This is a genomic window from Succinispira mobilis DSM 6222 (genome assembly GCF_000384135.1).
GTDB classification, from domain to species: Bacteria; Bacillota; Negativicutes; order Acidaminococcales; family Succinispiraceae; genus Succinispira; species Succinispira mobilis.
Map to the genome: position 1 here is coordinate 1155843 of NZ_KB913028.1, position 18790 is coordinate 1174632.

Consider the following 18790-nt stretch of genomic DNA (forward strand, 5'->3'; position numbering starts at 1 on the left):
ATTTTGGAAAACTTAATATCAAGTAGGCGCCATAAGGCTTAATTGGGAAATCGGTGTAAATCCGATGCGGTCCCGCCACTGTAATGCGGTTAAATAATTTTGACAAGCTGTCTAATTAAATTAACCCTAAGTCAGCAAAACTACCTACTTTTTACCATATCCCTACGAGCGATAGGGAGGTAGGTGCAATGTATTTGTATTGCTAGACCTCTGTATCACTTAGGTGGGGGTCTAGTTTTTTTGTGTTTTTGTTGCCAGTTATGACTCTGCAAGATGAGATAAATGGGAACTTAACAAATATAAAATGATTTCGAAAGGAAGTTTATTAATGGCTTATTTAAGACGAGGTAAAATCAAATTAACGCAAGGATTATTTTTAAGTGCTCTTATTCTTAGTAGTATTTGTTCCGGTAAAGTGCAGGCGGCTGAGGTTGATCAATTAGAAACTTTTGCTCTAGATCAAATTGTGGTTACGGCAACTCGAAGCGAAAAACGTGATGTAGATGTCGCTGCTTCCACTACGATTTTGACGGCAAAAGACTTGCAAAATACAGGTGCAAGCAATATTCAAACAGCTCTTGCCAAAGTTCCAGGTCTTGCATATAAAACTTTTGGACCAGGTGGCTCTGCATTTGGGACAATGTCCAATGAAATAACTATTCGTGGGGTTAGTAATGGTACGTTAGTTATGATTAATGGCTCGCCGATTAATCTGCGGGGCAAATATTATTTAGATTCTATTCCTGTGGAAAATGTTGAGCGCGTAGAAATTATCAAAGGTGGCGGCGCAGTACTTTATGGTAGCGAAGCCATGGGTGGCGTAATTAACATTATTATGAAAAAAGAATTTGCAAATAGCATTACAGCTGGCGTAGGTAATTATGGACAGCAAAAATACGATTTAACGTTGAACGCAGATAAACTAAATGTCGGCTATAATTTAGAAAAATGGGGTAATGTAAACACCATTTCTAAAAATACAGACAAAGGTAATAAACACACAGATGCTACTGGTTCAGAAAAAAACAGTATTTTAATGGAATATAACTTCAATGATAAATTACAACTGATGTACAATTATTTAGAGACAGAGGCTAGCTATGATACTTGGTTTGATGGTGCTTATAAATCAGTTCCAGCAACGGGTAGTTTGCAACAAAATCGTAAATATGGCACAAAACAAAATGTTGTTCAACTAAATTATACAGATGATAATTTTAAAGCAAAAGCTTATTATAATCAAAATAAACTTACTGCCGACGGCTTTACGAAATATGACACTTCAGGGAATTTAAAGAACACTATTTACGATACTGATGAAAAAAATAGAACTTATGGAGTAGATTTACAAAAAAATTGGGATTTAAATACTAGAACCAAAACAATTTTAGGATTTACTTACCAAAACGAATTTTATACAGATTACAGTACTAAAAAATATGATCGCAATAATTTAGCTTTTTACGGACAATGGGAACAAAAGTTAAGCGACTTAAATACTTTAAGCTTAAGTGCTCGTGAAACTTGGACAACTGGCGCGCCAGGAGATCAAAACTATAATAATTTTAGTGCTCAAGGCCAGTTGAGTCATAAACTAGCAGAAAATGAAAATCTTTATGCTAGTGTAGGTCAGTCCTTTATCATGCCAACTTTCGCTCAAATGTATGGCTCAAGTGATACAGCAATTCCTAATCCTGGTTTAAAAGAGCAGACTGGCGTTAATTATGAAATGGGTTGGAAAAAAATCTCTGGCGACCATAGTTGGAAAATGGCTGTTTATCACATTGACATTACAGATAATATAAGTGCGAAGTGGAATAAAACTAAAAGCAACTATACCTATAGTAATGAAGACTTTATTAATACTGGTTTAGAACTTACAGCGGATATTCATGATCAAAATGGTTGGAGCTATAATTGGGGCATAAACTTAAGTAACCCTAAAGCCAAACAAGAGGGCTCAGATTGGGATAGAAAATATGGTAAATTACAAGTAACTGGTGGCGTGACTTATGCGAAAGATAAGTGGAGAAGCAGTTTGACAGGAAGCTATATGGGTAAACGGGTGGCAGCACCAAGTTCAGAAAAATCTAGCGCCTTAAAACCATACTTTTTAACTAGTTTAACCACAACTTATATTTGCGATAAAAATAGTGAAATCACTTTAAGCTTAGAAAACATTTTTGATAGAAAAGACATTTTAAATCATTCTGGTTCAGAGTATTATGCTACACCGTTTAACTTCTTATTGAGTTACAATTATAAGTTCTAAATAAAAGTGAACAAGTTACTTAACCTAAAGAAGATTTATTAAAAAACAAGCTAGTATCTTAAACTTTAAGATACTAGCCGTTAATAAGAGGAGCGAAGAACGATGCGAAACAAGAAAAAAACCTTGCTACTAGCTGTAGCTTGTTGCAGTGTTTTTTATACAAGTCAAGTGTCTTTAGCAGCAGAAAGGCAAGAACTAGAAACTTTTGCCTTAGATCAAATTGTGGTTACGGCAACGCGGAGCGAGAAAAAATTGGTTGATACGCCTGCAAATGTTACGGTAATTACAGCTGAGGAAATCACGCGCAAAGGTTATCAATCAGTTACGGAAGCTTTAGAAAATGTACCTGGAGCAATTGTCACTAGTAATGGTTTTGTGGGCTCAGAACAACATGTGTTATTAAATGGTGAAGAACGGGTGCTTTTTTTAGTAAATGGCCGACGGATGAACCTTGATCGTGGTGGCGGGCATGGCCGACAAGCTTTTGATTTACGTTCTTTACCGAATATAGGCGCTATTGAAAAAATTGAAGTTGTAAAAGGTGCTAGCACTACTTTATATGGAACGGATGCCGTAGGTGGGATTATTAATATTATTACCAAAAAAGGTGCGGCGCAAGTAGCAAGTTTAGATGTAAGCAGTGGTTCTTGGGGAACAGAAAATTATAAATTAGCTGTAGGTGGCAAAACTAATGCCGGCTTAGGTTACTATGTAACGTTAAAAAAATCAGAACAAGATTATGTTAAATTTAAAAAAGTTAAAAATAATCAAGAAATTAAGTGGGCGAATACTAGTTATGAATCAACCGCAGCTACAATTCGCTTAGATAAACAATTTGATGCCGATAAAGCAGCAACTTTAACTTTTGAGCACAGTATTGCAGATGCAGGTCAGCCTTATAATCCGCCAGGTTTTTCAGGGTTCAAAGCTACAGATACATCCACGATTTTAGATAACAATGTGATGGCTAAATACGAATGGGGCTTAAGTGGCGATAATAAAGGTTTTGTGCAAGTATTCCGCAACCATAATGTTGGTAATACCTATAGCTCTACTAGTCACAGTACTTATACTGAAGAAAAAGATGGTTTAGCATTGCAACAAGCTTGGCAAACTAGTACAAGCAATCAAATTATAGCGGGGTTTGATGCCAATAATTCTAAAGTAAATAACACTAGCTCTTTTGTAGAAGAAAAAGAAATTAAAACAAAAGCTTTTTATTTGCATGATACTTGGAACTTTACAGATAGCTGGCAATTAAACGCTGGGGTGCGTTATGATAAACATAATTATTTCGGACATGAAACTACAGCTAGTTTGGCTTTAAACAAAAAATTTACTGATACTAGTAACGCTTACATTTCTTGGAATCAAATTTTCAATGCCCCTAATGGCAATGATTTATTTTATAATAGCTCTTGGGCAAAAGGTAATTTAAATCTTAAACCAGAAACTGGGGATGTAATTTCTCTAGGCTACAATGTTCAAGCATCTGCTAGTACTAACATCAGTATGAGTTATTTTAAAAGCGAAATTAAAGATGCTATAGATTGGTATGATGCAGGTACTTATTGGACCGTTAAGAATGTTAATAAACAAAAGAAAGATGGTTTCGAATTATCAGTAAATCATAAGCTTTCAGAAAAGTGGACAACTTGGGCAGCCTATTCTTATGTAAATGTTAAAAATAGTAAGTCCGATGCTCCTTTTGAACGAGATTTAACTGTTCGACCTAATAACTATAAAATAGGTTTGCGTTACAATCAAGAAAAATTAAATATTGAACTATTAGGGCGAATTTCTTCTGGCTTAAGTAATAAGCAATATGCCGAAGAAAATTATTTAACTTTTGATTTAAGCGCTCAATATAAATTTAATAAAAACTCAAAAGCTTATTTGAAAGTATATAATCTAAATAATGTAGCTTATAGTGAAAAAGCTGGTATTGCCAATGGAGAATATAGTTTTCCAATGCCAGGTAGATCAATTTTAGTCGGCATGGAATACGCATTTTAGCAAAATGGTGGACTGGGAGTTTTCTCAGTCCATCTTCAATTCAAGACTTAGTAATTGGAGTTAAAACATGAAAATAGGTTTATTACATTTAAATCTGAGTTTAGGCTCAGAAGCTAAAAACTTAAAAATTTTGGCACAAGCAATTGAACTAGCTAGTAAAAAAGGTGCGAAGTGGCTGATAACTCCTGAAACAGCAGTACAGGGCTATTATTTTTATCGGCAAAACCCTAATAGCAAAATTGAACCACAACCTTCAGCTAAGTTAGAACAAATCCAGACGATTGTAAAACAATATCAATTAACTTTATTTTTAGGCACTAGCGAATATGTTAAAGAACAAGCATGTAATTTTAATACCTGTTTAGTTTTTGGCAATAATGGCGATGTAATCGGGCGACATAGAAAGTTAATTTCACATGCTACTGGGGCAGAAGCTTGGGCTACGAGAGCTAGTTGTTTAGAACCGATTTCTGTGTCACAACAGTTTAAAGTAGGTGCTTTAGTGTGTGCTGATGCATGGTATCCAGAACACGGAAAAATTTTGCGTGACAAAGGGGCGAAAATTTTAGTTAATATAGCTGCCTGGCCGCCGACAGAAACTTGTGGCAATCCGTTAACAGCTTGGCAACGTTGTTCTTTAGAAGCTGAATTACCCTTAATTTTATGTAACCAGACCGGAGAAAATCCTTGGATGAATATGACTCAGGCGCAGAGTGTTGTTATTGAAAATGGGGAAGTTAAACTAACTCATTCGGGGGAAGAAAAAATATTGCTTTTTGATTGGGATTTTGAAAAAAATTGTCTGATTTCAACAGCTTATGAAAAAATAGAATTTAAATATAAGGGGTAAGAAAATGAAAAGAAAAGTAGTATATCCATTTACGGCGATTGTAGGTCAAGAAGATATGAAACTATCGTTAATTTTAAATGTAATAAACCCATCTTTAGGTGGGGTATTGATTAAGGGTGAAAAGGGTACTGCGAAATCTACTGCAGTAAGAGCGTTAGCTGAGCTTTTGCCAGCGATGCCAATGGTAGATGGTTGTAAATTTAATTGCGATCCTAGTGCTGTGAATAATTATTGTGAAGCCTGTAATGAGCAAGTGAAAAACAGCCAAAGTTTGGCACAAAAAAATGCTAAAATGCGTGTGGTAGAATTGCCAGTAAGTGCGACAGAAGATCGAGTTGTGGGAACTTTGGATATTGAGCATGCAATTAAACATGGAGAGAAAAAATTTGAGGCAGGAATTTTAGCACAAGCGAATCGCAATATTCTCTATGTAGATGAAATAAATTTGCTTGATGACCATGTAGTAGATGTGTTGCTAGATGCAGCAGCTATGGGTATTAATACCGTAGAACGTGAAGGTATCTCTTATTCGCATCCTGCTAGGTTTGTACTAGTAGGAACAATGAATCCAGAAGAAGGTGACATTCGCCCCCAACTCCTGGACCGTTTTGGGCTTTCGGTAGTAGTTGTAGGCGAGCATGAACCACAACAGCGAGTTGAAGTAATAAAACGTCGCTTGGCTTATGAAGAAGATCCAGAGGTGTTTGCGCTAGAATATCAAACAGAACAAGAAGCTTTGGCGGCTAAAATAATGCAAGCTAGAGTAGTATTACCCCAAGTTCAAATTCCAGAACCTTTATTATTTAATGTAGCTAAACTAGTAGTTGAATTGGGTGTAGATGGACATCGAGCTGATATCACGGTAATTAAAGCAGCATTAACTTTAGCTGCTTTTGCCGGTCGCAAAGTCGTAGAATTAACCGATATCAAAGATGCCGCAAAATTAGTATTACCACATAGAATGCGTAGAAGACCTTTTGAAGATAGCGTTTTAGACTGGAGCAAAGTGGAAGCCTTGTTGGATAATTAAAAGGAGCGAATACTAATGAGTATAAATAAAAAGTTTTCTTTTAGTGCAATTGTTGGTCAAGAACTAGCTAAAAAAGCTTTGCTAATAGCGCTTATTAATCCTAAAGCAGGAGGCTTAATTATTTCAGGTAAAAAAGGAACGGCTAAAACTACGTTAGTGCGTTCTATAGCACAACTAGCAAGGCAAAACTTGATAGAAGTGCCTTTAAATGCTACTGAAGATATGATCTTTGGTAGCATAGATTTAGAAGTTGCGCTTGCTAAAGGACAGAAAAAATTTTTGCCAGGAATTTTAGCTAGAGCAAATAAGCACTTAATTTATGTAGATGAGTTAAATCTATTAAGACCAGAGTTGCTGACAGCTATTTTAGATACCAATATTCGCGGGGAAAATATAGTGGAGCGTGACGGTTTATCTTATACGCATACGACAAATTATGTGTTTTTAGGAACTATGAATCCAGAAGAAGGCGTTCTTTCAGCTCAAACTCTAGATAGAGTAGGTATGTATATAAATATCGATAATGAATTAGACATCGAAAACCGCGTAGAAATTATTAAGCGAGCCTTGGCTTATAGCAACAATCCGCTAGGTTTTAATGATAATTACCAAGAGGCTGATCAGAAAGTTTTAAGAACAATAGAAAAAGCTAAAGAAATATTATCTGAGATTAAAATTTCTGAAGCAATTGTACAATTAACTGCGCAATTTTGTGCTCAAGCTTACTGTGCAGGTCATCGTGGTGAGCTATATTTACTAGAAGTTGCTAAAACTATAGTAGCTTTAGCCGAGCGAAATTATATTTTACCAAAAGATCTAGAGGAAGCCGCGGTACTAGTGTTAGCACATCGCATGCGTAAACCACCAGAAAATCAAGATGAACCCCAAGACCAAGATGAACCCCAAGACCAAGACGAACCTCAAGATCAAGATGAACCTCAAGACCAAGATGAACCTCAAGACCAAGATGAACCTCAAGACCAAGATGAATCTCAAGACCAAGATGAACCGCAAAATCAAGATGAACCTCAAAATCAAGATGAACCGCAAAATCAAGATGAACCGCAAAATCAAGATGAACCTCAAGAGCAAGATGAACCCCAAGATCAAGATAATACAGCAGACATTGATAAATTGTTTAATATGCCTAAAATTGAATTAGATATAGCCACAGACCGCAAACTTAGGCGGGGTAGTGGCAAAAGAAGCTTAACAAAAACTGATTTAAAGCAAGGGCGTTACGTTCGTTCAATTATACCCAAAAATAAATTTCTTGATTTAGCTTTTGATGCTACACTCAGAGCAGCAGCACCTTTTCAAAAAAGCAGAGCTTTAAATAAAGTAAGTGGCTGTTTTTTTGATATCAGAAAAGAAGATTTGCGCCAAAAAGTGCGCGAGAAAAGAGTTGGCAATACTTTTTTATTTTTAGTAGATGCAAGTGGTTCAATGGGAGCAAAAGAGCGAATGCGAGCAGTTAAAGGGGCTATTTTTTATATGCTACAAGAAGCCTATCAAAAGCGGGATCGTGTAGGCATGATAGCTTTTAGACGAGATAAAGCTGAAATTCTTTTGCCAATTACACGGAGTGTAGATTTAGCACAAAAATGCCTCCAAACTATGCCAACTGGAGGAAAAACGCCCTTAGCAGCTGGTTTAAATGCGGCGAGTGAAATGCTGTATTTACAAAATAAGCGTGATAGTGATTTAGAACCAGTACTAATTTTAATTACCGATGGACGTGCTAATTCGGCGGGTGAAAATATTAATCCGGTAGAAGCAGCAATTCAAGCTGCTAAGTATCTTGCAGAGCAACAAGTTAAAACCTTAGTTATTGACACCGAGACAGATTTTATAAAAGTAGGAATAACAAGAAAAATTGCTCAAGAAATGGGCGCTACTTATTATCAAATTAACAAATTATCACAAGAGAGTGTGTTGAAAATAGTCCGAAACATACTTTAATATTAGGTGTAAGGAGGCAACAATGAAAAAAATAGCTATATATGGCAAAGGCGGAATTGGTAAATCTACAACTTCAGCGAATCTTTCGGCTGCTTTTAGTGAAATGGGTCATAAAGTTTGCCAAATAGGGTGTGATCCTAAAAACGATTCTACAAGATTGCTTTTGGGTCGTATTTGTCGGGAAACAGTGTTAGATATGGTACGCGAAAGTGAAGATGGAGAAGTAACTGCGGCACAGATTATTCATACAGGTTTCAATGGTATTCAATGTGTAGAAGCAGGTGGACCTGAGCCAGGTGTGGGTTGTGCTGGACGAGGTATAATTGTAGCTTTGGAAAAAATTCGCGCTTTGGGAGCGATTGCTGAGGAGCAACTAGTAATTTATGATGTATTAGGTGATGTAGTTTGTGGTGGCTTTGCCGTGCCAATTCGCGAAGGTTATGCTACAGATATTTATATAGTTTCTTCAGGTGAGCTAATGTCACTATATGCGGCTAATAATATCGCCAAAGGTATTCAAAAATTCGCTAAACGTGGTAAAGTACGCTTGGGTGGTATTATTGGCAATGGACGCAACACGGAAAATGAACTTGAAGTTTTAACAGAATTTGCAACCAAAATCAACTCAAAATTAATTATGTATATTCCTAGAGACAAGGTTGTTAATCAGGCAGAGGTGCAAAGAAAAACTGTTATTGAATGGGCTCCAGAATCGAATCAAGCGGATATATATCGCACTTTGGCCAAAAAAATGGATACCAATGAGGACTTAAGAATACCAGAACCCCTTTCGTTTGAAGAATTAGAAGAGTTGGTTTATAAGTATGGCAATTAAAACAAAACGCTATATTAATAAAGCAATAAGCTGTAGCTGTAGCATGCCAGGTGTTTGGCGTGCTACTAGCTATATACAAGGTGGACTAGTTGTTTTTCATAGTCCTAAGGCCTGTTCACATATTACCCAAGTTATGGATAACAGTGCTTTTTTTCGTTCTAAAGCTAGAGATGAGTATTATGAAACTTTGCAACCAGTACCACTTATTTGTAGTAATTTAACGGATGATAATTCTATTTTTGGTGGGGAAAAAAAACTTAAGCAGTGTTTAGAAGCAGTTATGAGCAAATATCAGCCTAAATTTATTGTGATAGCAAATTCTTGTGTGGCAGGTGTAATTGGTGATGATATTGAGAGTATTGCCAGCACTATACAAGAAAAATATCAAGTTCCAGTATTAGCAATTCCGTGTTTTGGTTTTTTAGATGGTGAATATTATGCTGGATATTATCAAACAACTAGTCAGTTGATAAAAAAGTTTATACCTAAATCAGAAATTAAACAAAAAGACAGTGTGGTGCTAATTGGTGATAATGGTGGTCCAAACGGCGAATATGCTCGTGAAGTTAAAAGTGTTTTACATAAATTGGGTATTGCGGTTATTGGACAATTTCCTACATTTATGACTTTAGAGGCACTCCCGGAAATTGCAAAAGCTGAATATAGTATTGTTTTAGGTGGGCGAGGTTATACGCATAAATGGCTTTTGAAAATTGCTACAGATTTAAAGCAGCAATTAGCAATTCCCTATTATGCACAGATATACCCCATTGGTTGGAAAAACACTAAACAGTGGATTCAGAATATGGGCGTACTGTTTAAAAAAACATCTATGGCCCAAGCCATTATTGCACAAGAAGAAATTAAACTTATGCAAGTTATAGATAGTTTAGCGGTGAAATTAATAGATAAACAGGCCGTATTATGTATTGGTCGCATGAGTAGCTATTTTTCACCTAATTGGATTTTAGAGTTATTGGCTTTGCTAAAGTTAGAGCTAAAGAGTATTGTATTGTTGGATGGCTATACAGAAAAAGAAAAAAAGTCAATGCAATTGTTGCTTAAACAAGAAACTACAGTACCGATAATATCTTTTGAGCAAGTTGCGAATCTTTCTGATTTAGCAGATTTGATTTTGACAACCCATGAATTGCAAGATGATAAACATAAACAAATAATTTTACCCATGTTACCTGTTATTGGCGTTAGTGGGGAAATTGATTTTATTAATAAAATTTCTCAAATTATTTCGCGACGGGGTATTAAAGGAGGGGTTGTTTATGGGTGAAAAATGGGAAAATATTTGTAGCAGTGTTAATACTTGTGCTTTAAACGGAGCCAGTAACTTTTTTGCCGGGATCCCTAAAGCTCATATTATAAGTAATGGTCCATTATGGTGTTATTTCTATGCATTACGCTATTTGGAAAAAAGTCATTTAGATTTAGATAATCGTTTTCAATGTGCGCAACTAGATAATAATGCAGTAGTTTATGGCACGGAAGCTTGCTTGCTAAAAGCTATAAATTTAGTTGATTCGATGTCTGAACCTGAACTTTTGGCTTTAGAAAACAGCTGTGCGATAAGTTTAATTGGCGATGATTTAGCAGGAATTGCCCGTAAGGCAAACTTAAAGTATCCAGTGATAGATTTAGATACTGGAGGTTTAATAGGAGGATTTAATGAGGGCTATGTTTTAGCAAGTAAACGTTTATTTGAAAAAATAGGATTAAATAAAAATCTAGTTAAGAAAAAGAAACAGGTGAATTTGCTCGGCTGCACTTATGGGCATTATAATGCATATAACGATTTACAAGAATTACAAGCTATGTTGATAAAGGGCGGATATACAGTTGGAGCAATTCCTGGTGCGGGGAGCAATTTGGATGCTATTAAAAATATACCTGCAGCCGAGCTAAATCTTGTGGTAAATTCCGAATTAGGCTTAGAGCTAGCTCAATTTTTAGAAATAAACTATCAAATGCCTTATTTAGAAATCGGCATGCCTTACGGAATCGGTGGCAGTATAAACTGTTTGAAAAAAATTAAGCAGTATATAGACACAGACCTAAGTCAGATCATCGCTGAAGCTCAGACTAAAGAAAAGAGTATTTTAGCAGCTATTGGTGAACTAAAAAGTACTTGGGGCGAACTTTGGTTTGATACAGCAATTGTAGCTGGTCCTAGTAATATTGCGTTAAATATAGCGGAAGCACTTCGACTAGAATGGGCGGATATGGATAATTTAATTGTTATTACTCATGATAATAAAACTCGAGAAAAATTGCATACGCAGGCAGATAAGGTTATAAATAGTAGCAGTAATGGCGAAGAAATAGAAGATATTTTTGAAAACATTTCTAATAACTCCCTGTTTTTAGCTAGTAGTATTGAAAAAACTGCAGTAATGCGTCATAATATAACGCCTAAGGTTTTTTGCAACATTACTTATCCAGTCCAAGATGAAATTTTGCTTACCAATAATCCTTTTGTAGGGATCAATGGTGCTGCTTGTATGTTAGAAAAAATTTGGAATCAAAAAATAAATGCGCAACTTTTAGGAAATTAACGATGTTACTAAAAAAAACTATGGTTTTACTATTTTTGTGTATTTGGGGGATTATGAGTTCGGCTTGTGGTGTAACAGATCCAAAAAAAATCACTAATATGGGCTATAAAGTGGTAGATGATACAGGGGTTGTTTTTTATATGCCCAAGCCACCGCAGCGAATAGTGTCTTTAACTTATGGGACTGATGAAATTTTATTTGGCCTAGTTTCACCCCAAAAAATAGTAGCGCTAAGTCGTTGGGCCGATGATACAAAAATAACTTTTTTGCAACCTAAAGAAGCAAGTTTGGTGCAAGGAAGAAGTTTAGAAAGTATGGAAAATATTTTAGGATTTAACCCAGATTTAGTTATTGTTTCGACAGCAACTAACCCAGATTTAGTAAAAAATTTAAGACTTATGGATTTGAAAGTTTATGTGGCTTGTAGTCCGCAAAATTTAGAAGAAATGTCTGCTAAAATACAAGGCATTTCAAAAGTTGTAGCTGAAGAAACCAAAGGACAAATGCTTATTGCTCAGATGCAACAGCGGATTGATAAAGTTGCAACTAAATTGCAACCGCTTTCTCAATCCGACCGAAAAACTGTTATGGCAATGTCTTATATTGGTGCAATTGGCAGATCAGGGAGCTTACTAGATGTGATTTTCCAAAAAGCTAAATTGAGAAATTCTGCAGCTGAACAGGGTTTGAGTAAAGGTAGTTCCTCTTTGTCGAAAGAAAAAATTATTGCGGCAAATCCAGAAATAATTTTACTGCCTACTTGGAGTAGTGAAGCTGTGAATAATCCAGAAAATTATAAAAGTGAATTTCTCAAAGACCCTGCATTGCAAAACATTCAAGCGCTAAGAAATCGCCAAGTGTACATGTTTTCAGATAAATATCGCTATGTTGCCTCGCAGCATATTGCTGAATCAATAGAAAAATTAGCTCAGTTGGCTTATCCAGAACTGTTTTAGTTAGGAGAATGATTTATGAATAATAATTGGCAAAAAAATGCCAAAATAATAATTGCCTTAATTATCGCCTTTGTAGTAGTAGCATGTATGTCTTTAATATGGGGGCAATTTGATATACCCTTAGCTAATGCTTTAGCAATAATATTTAGTGAAATTGGTTTTAAGGATTTATTACAAGTGCCTTTTACACCAGAACAGAAAGCAGTTTTATGGCATATTCGCTTGCCACGAACCTTAGTTGGCTTAATGGTAGGCGCCGCTTTAGCAATTTCAGGCGCAGTTATGCAAGGTTTATTTAGTAACCCTTTAGCAGATCCAGGCATTATTGGCGTATCTAGTGGAGCGGCGACAGGAGCAGTATTTGCTATTGCCTTAGGTTTGACTAGCTTAGGGATGTTTTATATGCCGATGTTTGCTTTTTTAGGTTCAATTTGTGCTGTAGCCATAACAGTTTTTTTAGCAATGCGTAATGGTAAAATACCGGTAATGACCCTGTTGCTGTCGGGAGTTGCCGTCGGGATGTTATTAGGTGCAATGACCTCAGGCTTGTTGACTTTTATGAACGAACAAAAGCTACAGCAATATTTATTTTGGATGGTCGGAGGGCTAGATTATCGCCGCTGGGAACATGTTTACTTAGCGGTAGGGCCAATACTTATAGGTATTATAATTCTTTGCTCTTTAGGCCGACATTTAAATATTTTGGCTTTAGGTGAAGTAGAGGCTAGAGCGGTTGGGATGCCAGTGGTTCCTTTTAGGTTATTTTTATTATTTGTAGCCTCGTTGACAACAGCTACAGCGGTATGTGTAAGTGGCAATATTGGTTTTGTGGGGCTGATAGTACCGCATATGATGAGGATGATGGTCGGACCAGATCATCGAGTTTTATTGCCAGTTACAGCATTAGCTGGTGGGATGTTTTTAGTAGCCTGTGATACTTTAGGGAGAGTTATAATTCCACCAGCTGAAGTGCGGGTAGGGATAATGACTGCCTTACTAGGAACACCTTATTTTTTATATCTTTTGCGCAAAATGCAAAACACTAAATAAAGGATTATGGAGTTAATGAGAAAAAAAATAAAACTGTTAGTTTTAAGCTTAACTGGTGAATGTAATTTTGCTTGCGTGTATTGTTATGCCTCGGAACATCAAAGCCAAAAGATGAGTTTTGAGACAGCAGTAGCGGCGATAAATTTAGCATATCAAGAAGGGGAAGAGCTAGTATTACAACTAAGCGGGGGAGAACCGCTTTTAGCTTTTGAACTTATTGAACAACTTATTACATATATAGAAGCCAAGCAGCTAAAAATAAAAGTACAAATACAGACTAATGCGTCGCTACTTACAGATAAAATAGCTAAATTTCTCTATGCACATAAAGTTGCTATAGGCGTTAGTTTAGATGGGCGCGCGCCAGTGAATAATAAATTGCGTAAGTTAAAAAATGGTTCTGGTGCAACAGCAACAATTTTAGCAGGTATTGAAGTACTGCGTAGAAATAATATTGCTACAGGTATAACATGTGTAGTTACAAGCGAAAATGTAAATGATTTATTAGGTATAATCGAGATGGCTTACTATTTGGGTAATGTTCGAAAAATTGGATTTGATTTATTGCGTGGCCAAGGCCGAGGCGAAATGCTAGCTCCAGCTAGTGCCAGAGAACTAGATATAATATTGCCAAAGGTATATGCACTTACAGAACAGTTACACAAACTTACAGGAATAAAAATAACTATTGCACAGCTAGAGCGGGTAGCTACATTGAATAAAGGAATTGATGAATATTTTGGACATTGTTATGCAATGAATGGGAACGCGATTTTTGTAGATGCTGGCGGCGACATTTATGCGTGTTCATCTTTGGTAGGTAATCAAGATTTTTATTTGGGCAATGTTTATAAGGGACTTTGCACAGAATTACAAGCGCAGGTTGAAGCAAAAATCCGAACTAGCATGAATTTTTGTGAAAGCTGTGCTAGCTTTAAGCTCTGTGGCGGTGGGTGTTTTGCTCGTTGGTATGGAAGCGGTGATAAACAACTATATGAAGCAGAATGTGCTTTAAAAAAGCAGTCGATAAAAAAATTTTTAAGTAAAAAACAATTAAACACATGAAAAAATCGCTTTATACTTTTTTAGTATAGAGCGATTTTTTGTGTGTTTAGCAAACTTGACAACAGATTTTTTTTAATAAACTATTTTTTTGATGTTGTGTAGTCGCAGTTATTTGTGTAGTTATTTCAATCCCACCGGTTACAGGGTTTTTATATAAGCGTAGAGGAACCTTATAGGCTTGGCTTAGATTTTCCTCTGTAATTACATGATCTGGTGTTCCATCAACTACAACTCCACCGTTGGCAACTAACAGTAACCGTGAACAATATTTGTAAGCTAAGTTAAGATCGTGCACAACCATTAAAATTGTTTTGCCCGCGTGTGCTAGAGTTTTGCAAAAGCTAAAAATATCTTCTTGATAAACAATATCTAAGCCTGTAGTAGGTTCGTCTAAAAAAAGCAGTGGCGTTTGTTGGGCGAGAACCTTAGCGAGCAAAATACGTTGTTTTTGTCCTCCAGAAACTTTATCCATGGTAGTATCTTGATATTGAATAATTCCAGTATATTGCATGCAAGATTCAACTATTTCTGCATCTTCAGGACGTTCTTGTTGCCACCATTTTAAATATGGATAGCGCCCAGCGGTAACAATTTCTTTTGCTGTATAACCAAAGGTTATTTCGACATTTTGCTGTAAATAAGCTACTTTTTTAGAAAATTCCCGCGCTGACAATTTTTCCACTTCAATATTATCGATTTTAACAATACCATTTTGAATGGGCAAAAGCCCACGAATTGTTTTTAAAAGCGTAGTTTTCCCAGCGCCATTAGGTCCTATTATGCCAATTATTTCACCTGGATCTACTTTAAAATTAACATTTGTAAGTATTGGTTTACTTTTATAACCAGCCGCTAAGCTAGATACTTCTAAAATTTTATTCATAAACTTAAAACTCCTCTTATTTAAAAGCGTTACGTTGTATTTTAAGGAGACTACTCAATTCTTGAAAATCATTGTAATACAATTCATGAACTAAGTATTGGGGCTGTATTAGGTTAATAATTTTTTTTAGTTCAGAATTTTGACAAGGGCGATGTTGGTCTATTTGGGTTATATGCTTAAATATCGGGGTGTTATTGGGAAATTTTTTTTCAAAACTTTTAACGTAATATCCAGAAAGCGAACAACTTAAATGTACACCTTTTATTTGCTTGCAGGTTTCACCTAGCTGCTCAAGAACACTTAGCGCGTAGGCATAAGCCTCTACTTCATTTTGTAACTCGCAATTAGTATTCAGCAAATGACCTAAGTCGAGCATTATTCCGGTATGAGGATGATTTATTTGCGCTAAAAAACTATCTACTTGTTCTTTATTTGTTAGACGCAAACCAGGCCACCAGAGATTTTCAAATAATACTAAAGTAGTTGCGGGAATAATCTCAGCTATGGAATTAAACAGTTCTGTTGTACAGGCTAAAACTTCAGCATCAGAATAGCGAAAGTTCAAGGTAAATGCTTCTTGATAATCAGCATTTGCCACATGCCATACAAGGTATTCAGGGTTTAAAGCTAAAGCTGCCCTTATGTGATCTTTGATATAAGCAAGCCAAGCTTCAGTAGAAGTGGCGTTCCCAAAGTAACTTATAAGATCTTGTTGACAAGCAAATTGCATTTTCAGAGCTTCAGTATTATTATTCCAAAAATCCATCCAGAACGGCCAATATTTTAAATGTATACCTAAAATTTTATCAAGCGAATTGCAGGGCAAAGCATCATTTTTGTAAAGCATTAATTCAATTCCGTTTAAATTTTCTGCTTGAAGATAAGCATTAATGTCTAATAGAGGTTTAGGATTATGACCATGGGGCAATTCACAATAGTTTATTAGTTCTTTCATATATAATTCCTCTGAAAAAATAAAAACCACCAAACTAAAGATTTAGTAGGTGATTTAATGATGAAATGTTTAAATTACCACCTATCTCTCGTAGGTAAAAGTAATACACAAGATAGGTTTCCTGGCTTTACTAAGCTTTTTTAAGCTTAACAGTGGCGTGACCGCGTCGGCATAACCGAACTTACCTAAATTGAGTCATATTATTAAATTGTATCTGTTCTAGAGTATATTATAATAAATTGTTAATGTCAAATATAGATATGGAAATAAAATAATGTAATTTTTTGTAATTTATAATATAATTATGATTAAGATATTATAAATTAATAAATAATACCGACTCTGGAGAATTCCTTTAAGGAGTTGATAGAATGAATAGCATTCGCGAAATCCATGTAGCAAGACAGCCCATATTTGATCGAAATTTAAAAATATATGCGTATGAATTATTGTTTAGAAGTAATGCTCAGGATAATTTCAATGAAAACAGTGCAGATCAAGCAACGTATGATTTAGTTTCTAATACCTTTTTAGCATTAGGTTTTGAAACCTTAACTAAAGGCAAAAAAGCTTTTATCAATTTTACTGATAACTGTTTAAAAAATGACTTGCCTTTAATGTTACCACAAGACAAAGTAGTAGTAGAACTTTTAGAAAATATTGCACCAGATGATCAAGAAACTTATCAAATTTGTAAAAATTTAAAGGAAAAGGGCTATATGATTGTTTTAGATGATTTTATTATCACGGAAACACTCAATCCATTTGTAGAATTGGCTGATATTATAAAAATTGACTTTAAAACAACTTCACCACAACAGCAAGTGAAATTGATGAGAGCCTGTAAAAATTTAAATATAAACTGGTTAGCCGAAAAGGTAGAGACTTATGCCGAATTTAAAATTGCCGTAGAAATGGGTTATTCATATTTTCAAGGTTATTTTTTTTCCAAGCCTGTAATTGTATCTAGAAAAAGTATTCCTACTAATAAAATTATTTACATGCAAATTTTAAAAGAATTAAACAAAAAGCAAATTGATTTCTATAAACTTGAAGAGTTAATTAAAAATGATGTTTCTTTAACTTTTAAATTACTTAAATTCATTAATTCTTCATTTTTTGGGTTTAGATGTAAAATTAAATCTATAAAGCAGGTACTAGCATTATTAGGGGAAGTTGAATTAGTTAAATGGCTATCAATTATTGCCTTGAAAAATATTGCAGAAGATAAACCAGGTGATTTAGTCGTGGAATCCTTAGTTAGAGCAAAGTTTCTAGAAAAACTAGCACAAGAACTGAAACCAGAATTAATGGCTCCAGCATTTTTAATGGGAATGTTTTCTTATATTGATGTTCTGTTAAACAGTACTATGCAAGAAATACTTGAAGAAATAAATTTAGATAAAAGTATTCGTAATGTATTAATCGGTGAAGACAAAACCAGTATACTATTTTTATTACTAATGTTAGTGGAAAACTATGAAAAAGGTATTTGGGATAAATATTTTTATTATGCTAGTCGCTTAGGTATTAATGGCACTTATATAAGTGCGGTTTATCGAGAAGCGATTTTATGGGGAAATGATTTTGTAATATAGTTCCAATAAACAGAAGCACTAATTTATAAATTAGTGCTTCTGTTTATTGGATATTTATTGTTAAATTATTTGATTAAGATATTCTTCTTTTAGATTTAGGTAAATTGTTTCACCGTATCTTGCTTTAATTTGTTGGTGGATACTTTCGCGCAAATTAGCTTGTTCTTTGGAAAACTCTCCCGGGTAAAAATTGTTTAACATTTTAGTAAAGGCCATAGCTTGACCATAATGGAAACAGACCAAACTGTCAACCTTGTTAGCATAACTATCTGCAATTTGCAAAATGCTCTTTGTCAGTTCACTTTGAAAGCTAATATAAAAAGACATTTTTAAAGCCTCCTTTAAATATAATATTTAGAAGGTAGTTTTGACTAAATAATAGCATATACTTTAAATAAAAACAAGCTAGTACGCCTATTAGAGAGCGACAACGTCAAAATAGTATTATTGACACTTATATTTAACAATGCTATACTGAAGTGTAAATGTGAAACTAAAACTGAATAATATAAATTATAGGTGCCCGTAAGGGCTTAATAGAAAAGTCCGGTAAAAACCGGCACGGTCCCGCCACTGTGATAGGGAGCGACTTTAAAGATACCACTGAGGAAACTTGGGAAGGTTAAAGAAGCGATGAACTAGAGTCAGGAGAACTACCCATAATTAATTACCTTTGTACCTACGAGTGATAGGTGGTAATTGATAAAGGATTTTTTAGGAATTCTTTTAATTTGCATAAACCACAATTAAC

At 35.1% G+C, this 18790-nt stretch carries 15 protein-coding genes and 2 riboswitches; of the genes, 12 read left to right on the forward strand and 3 right to left on the reverse strand.

Going from position 1 to position 18790, the window contains the following annotated elements:
- Positions 1–7: 7 nt before the first annotated feature.
- Positions 8–162: riboswitch (cobalamin riboswitch) on the forward strand.
- A gap of 166 nt (positions 163–328) precedes the next feature.
- The 11 genes from SUCMO_RS0105525 to SUCMO_RS0105575 all read left to right on the forward strand — a co-directional run bounded on the left by SUCMO_RS0105525 (position 329) and on the right by SUCMO_RS0105575 (position 14603).
- Positions 329–2272 (forward strand): TonB-dependent receptor plug domain-containing protein, encoded by a 1944-nt coding sequence (locus tag SUCMO_RS0105525; protein WP_019879568.1) that lies wholly within the window; start codon positions 329–331, stop codon positions 2270–2272.
- Positions 2273–2374: 102 nt separating this feature from the next.
- A complete protein-coding gene (locus SUCMO_RS0105530; RefSeq protein WP_019879569.1) occupies positions 2375–4288 on the forward strand; it encodes a TonB-dependent receptor plug domain-containing protein in 1914 nt (637 codons plus the stop codon).
- Positions 4289–4355: 67 nt separating this feature from the next.
- Positions 4356–5138 carry a carbon-nitrogen hydrolase family protein gene (locus SUCMO_RS0105535; RefSeq protein ID WP_019879570.1) on the forward strand — a complete coding sequence of 261 codons (783 nt, stop codon included), beginning with the start codon at positions 4356–4358 and terminating at the stop codon, positions 5136–5138.
- Positions 5139–5142: 4 nt separating this feature from the next.
- Positions 5143–6168: a magnesium chelatase ATPase subunit I gene (locus SUCMO_RS0105540; RefSeq protein WP_019879571.1), complete on the forward strand. Its 1026-nt coding sequence runs from the start codon at positions 5143–5145 to the stop codon at positions 6166–6168.
- Between the two features lie 15 nt (positions 6169–6183).
- Entirely contained in the window at positions 6184–8130 is a 1947-nt protein-coding gene (locus tag SUCMO_RS0105545) for a VWA domain-containing protein (RefSeq protein WP_019879572.1), read from the forward strand.
- Positions 8131–8152: 22 nt separating this feature from the next.
- The gene (gene nifH / locus SUCMO_RS0105550) at positions 8153–8965 is read left to right on the forward strand and encodes a nitrogenase iron protein (RefSeq protein ID WP_019879573.1); all 813 of its coding nucleotides are present in this window, start codon (positions 8153–8155) and stop codon (positions 8963–8965) included.
- Positions 8955–10253: a nitrogenase component 1 gene (locus SUCMO_RS0105555; RefSeq protein WP_019879574.1), complete on the forward strand. Its 1299-nt coding sequence runs from the start codon at positions 8955–8957 to the stop codon at positions 10251–10253. The genes nifH and SUCMO_RS0105555 overlap by 11 nt, the downstream gene beginning before the upstream one ends.
- The gene (locus SUCMO_RS0105560) at positions 10246–11532 is read left to right on the forward strand and encodes a nitrogenase component 1 (RefSeq protein WP_019879576.1); all 1287 of its coding nucleotides are present in this window, start codon (positions 10246–10248) and stop codon (positions 11530–11532) included. The genes SUCMO_RS0105555 and SUCMO_RS0105560 overlap by 8 nt, the downstream gene beginning before the upstream one ends.
- Positions 11533–11534: 2 nt before the next feature.
- A complete protein-coding gene (locus tag SUCMO_RS0105565; RefSeq protein ID WP_019879577.1) occupies positions 11535–12488 on the forward strand; it encodes an ABC transporter substrate-binding protein in 954 nt (317 codons plus the stop codon).
- A gap of 15 nt (positions 12489–12503) precedes the next feature.
- Positions 12504–13538, forward strand: a complete 1035-nt coding sequence (locus tag SUCMO_RS0105570; protein WP_019879578.1) for a FecCD family ABC transporter permease — start codon at positions 12504–12506, stop codon at positions 13536–13538.
- 15 nt (positions 13539–13553) lie between these two features.
- Positions 13554–14603 (forward strand): radical SAM/SPASM domain-containing protein, encoded by a 1050-nt coding sequence (locus SUCMO_RS0105575; RefSeq protein WP_019879579.1) that lies wholly within the window; start codon positions 13554–13556, stop codon positions 14601–14603.
- Between the two features lie 46 nt (positions 14604–14649).
- Here SUCMO_RS0105575 and SUCMO_RS0105580 read toward each other — a convergent pair whose 3' ends face one another.
- Entirely contained in the window at positions 14650–15486 is an 837-nt protein-coding gene (locus tag SUCMO_RS0105580; protein WP_019879580.1) for an ABC transporter ATP-binding protein, read from the reverse strand.
- A 16-nt stretch (positions 15487–15502) separates the two neighbouring features.
- Positions 15503–16441: a TIM barrel protein gene (locus SUCMO_RS0105585; RefSeq protein WP_019879581.1), complete on the reverse strand. Its 939-nt coding sequence runs from the start codon at positions 16439–16441 to the stop codon at positions 15503–15505.
- A 371-nt stretch (positions 16442–16812) separates the two neighbouring features.
- Here SUCMO_RS0105585 and SUCMO_RS0105590 point away from each other — a divergent pair, with 371 nt between their 5' ends.
- Complete coding sequence (locus tag SUCMO_RS0105590) at positions 16813–18039, forward strand: EAL and HDOD domain-containing protein (protein WP_019879582.1); 1227 nt, start codon at positions 16813–16815, stop codon at positions 18037–18039.
- 60 nt (positions 18040–18099) lie between these two features.
- Here the strand turns inward: SUCMO_RS0105590 and SUCMO_RS0105595 are convergent, their stop codons facing one another.
- A complete protein-coding gene (locus SUCMO_RS0105595) occupies positions 18100–18366 on the reverse strand; it encodes a hypothetical protein (protein WP_019879583.1) in 267 nt (88 codons plus the stop codon).
- Between the two features lie 173 nt (positions 18367–18539).
- Positions 18540–18714, forward strand: a riboswitch (cobalamin riboswitch).
- The last annotated feature ends 76 nt before the right edge of the window (positions 18715–18790 follow it).

Bases quoted from the DNA above. Each gene is read 5' to 3' on its own strand.
- SUCMO_RS0105525 (WP_019879568.1), top strand. From the start codon at position 329: ATGGCTTATTTAAGACGAGGTAAAATCAAATTAACGCAAGGATTATTT.
- SUCMO_RS0105530 (WP_019879569.1), top strand. From the start codon at position 2,375: ATGCGAAACAAGAAAAAAACCTTGCTACTAGCTGTAGCTTGTTGCAGT.
- SUCMO_RS0105535 (WP_019879570.1), top strand. From the start codon at position 4,356: ATGAAAATAGGTTTATTACATTTAAATCTGAGTTTAGGCTCAGAAGCT.
- SUCMO_RS0105540 (WP_019879571.1), top strand. From the start codon at position 5,143: ATGAAAAGAAAAGTAGTATATCCATTTACGGCGATTGTAGGTCAAGAA.
- SUCMO_RS0105545 (WP_019879572.1), top strand. From the start codon at position 6,184: ATGAGTATAAATAAAAAGTTTTCTTTTAGTGCAATTGTTGGTCAAGAA.
- nifH (WP_019879573.1), top strand. From the start codon at position 8,153: ATGAAAAAAATAGCTATATATGGCAAAGGCGGAATTGGTAAATCTACA.
- SUCMO_RS0105555 (WP_019879574.1), top strand. From the start codon at position 8,955: ATGGCAATTAAAACAAAACGCTATATTAATAAAGCAATAAGCTGTAGC.
- SUCMO_RS0105560 (WP_019879576.1), top strand. From the start codon at position 10,246: ATGGGTGAAAAATGGGAAAATATTTGTAGCAGTGTTAATACTTGTGCT.
- SUCMO_RS0105565 (WP_019879577.1), top strand. From the start codon at position 11,535: ATGTTACTAAAAAAAACTATGGTTTTACTATTTTTGTGTATTTGGGGG.
- SUCMO_RS0105570 (WP_019879578.1), top strand. From the start codon at position 12,504: ATGAATAATAATTGGCAAAAAAATGCCAAAATAATAATTGCCTTAATT.
- SUCMO_RS0105575 (WP_019879579.1), top strand. From the start codon at position 13,554: ATGAGAAAAAAAATAAAACTGTTAGTTTTAAGCTTAACTGGTGAATGT.
- SUCMO_RS0105580 (WP_019879580.1), bottom strand. From the start codon at position 15,486: ATGAATAAAATTTTAGAAGTATCTAGCTTAGCGGCTGGTTATAAAAGT.
- SUCMO_RS0105585 (WP_019879581.1), bottom strand. From the start codon at position 16,441: ATGAAAGAACTAATAAACTATTGTGAATTGCCCCATGGTCATAATCCT.
- SUCMO_RS0105590 (WP_019879582.1), top strand. From the start codon at position 16,813: ATGAATAGCATTCGCGAAATCCATGTAGCAAGACAGCCCATATTTGAT.
- SUCMO_RS0105595 (WP_019879583.1), bottom strand. From the start codon at position 18,366: ATGTCTTTTTATATTAGCTTTCAAAGTGAACTGACAAAGAGCATTTTG.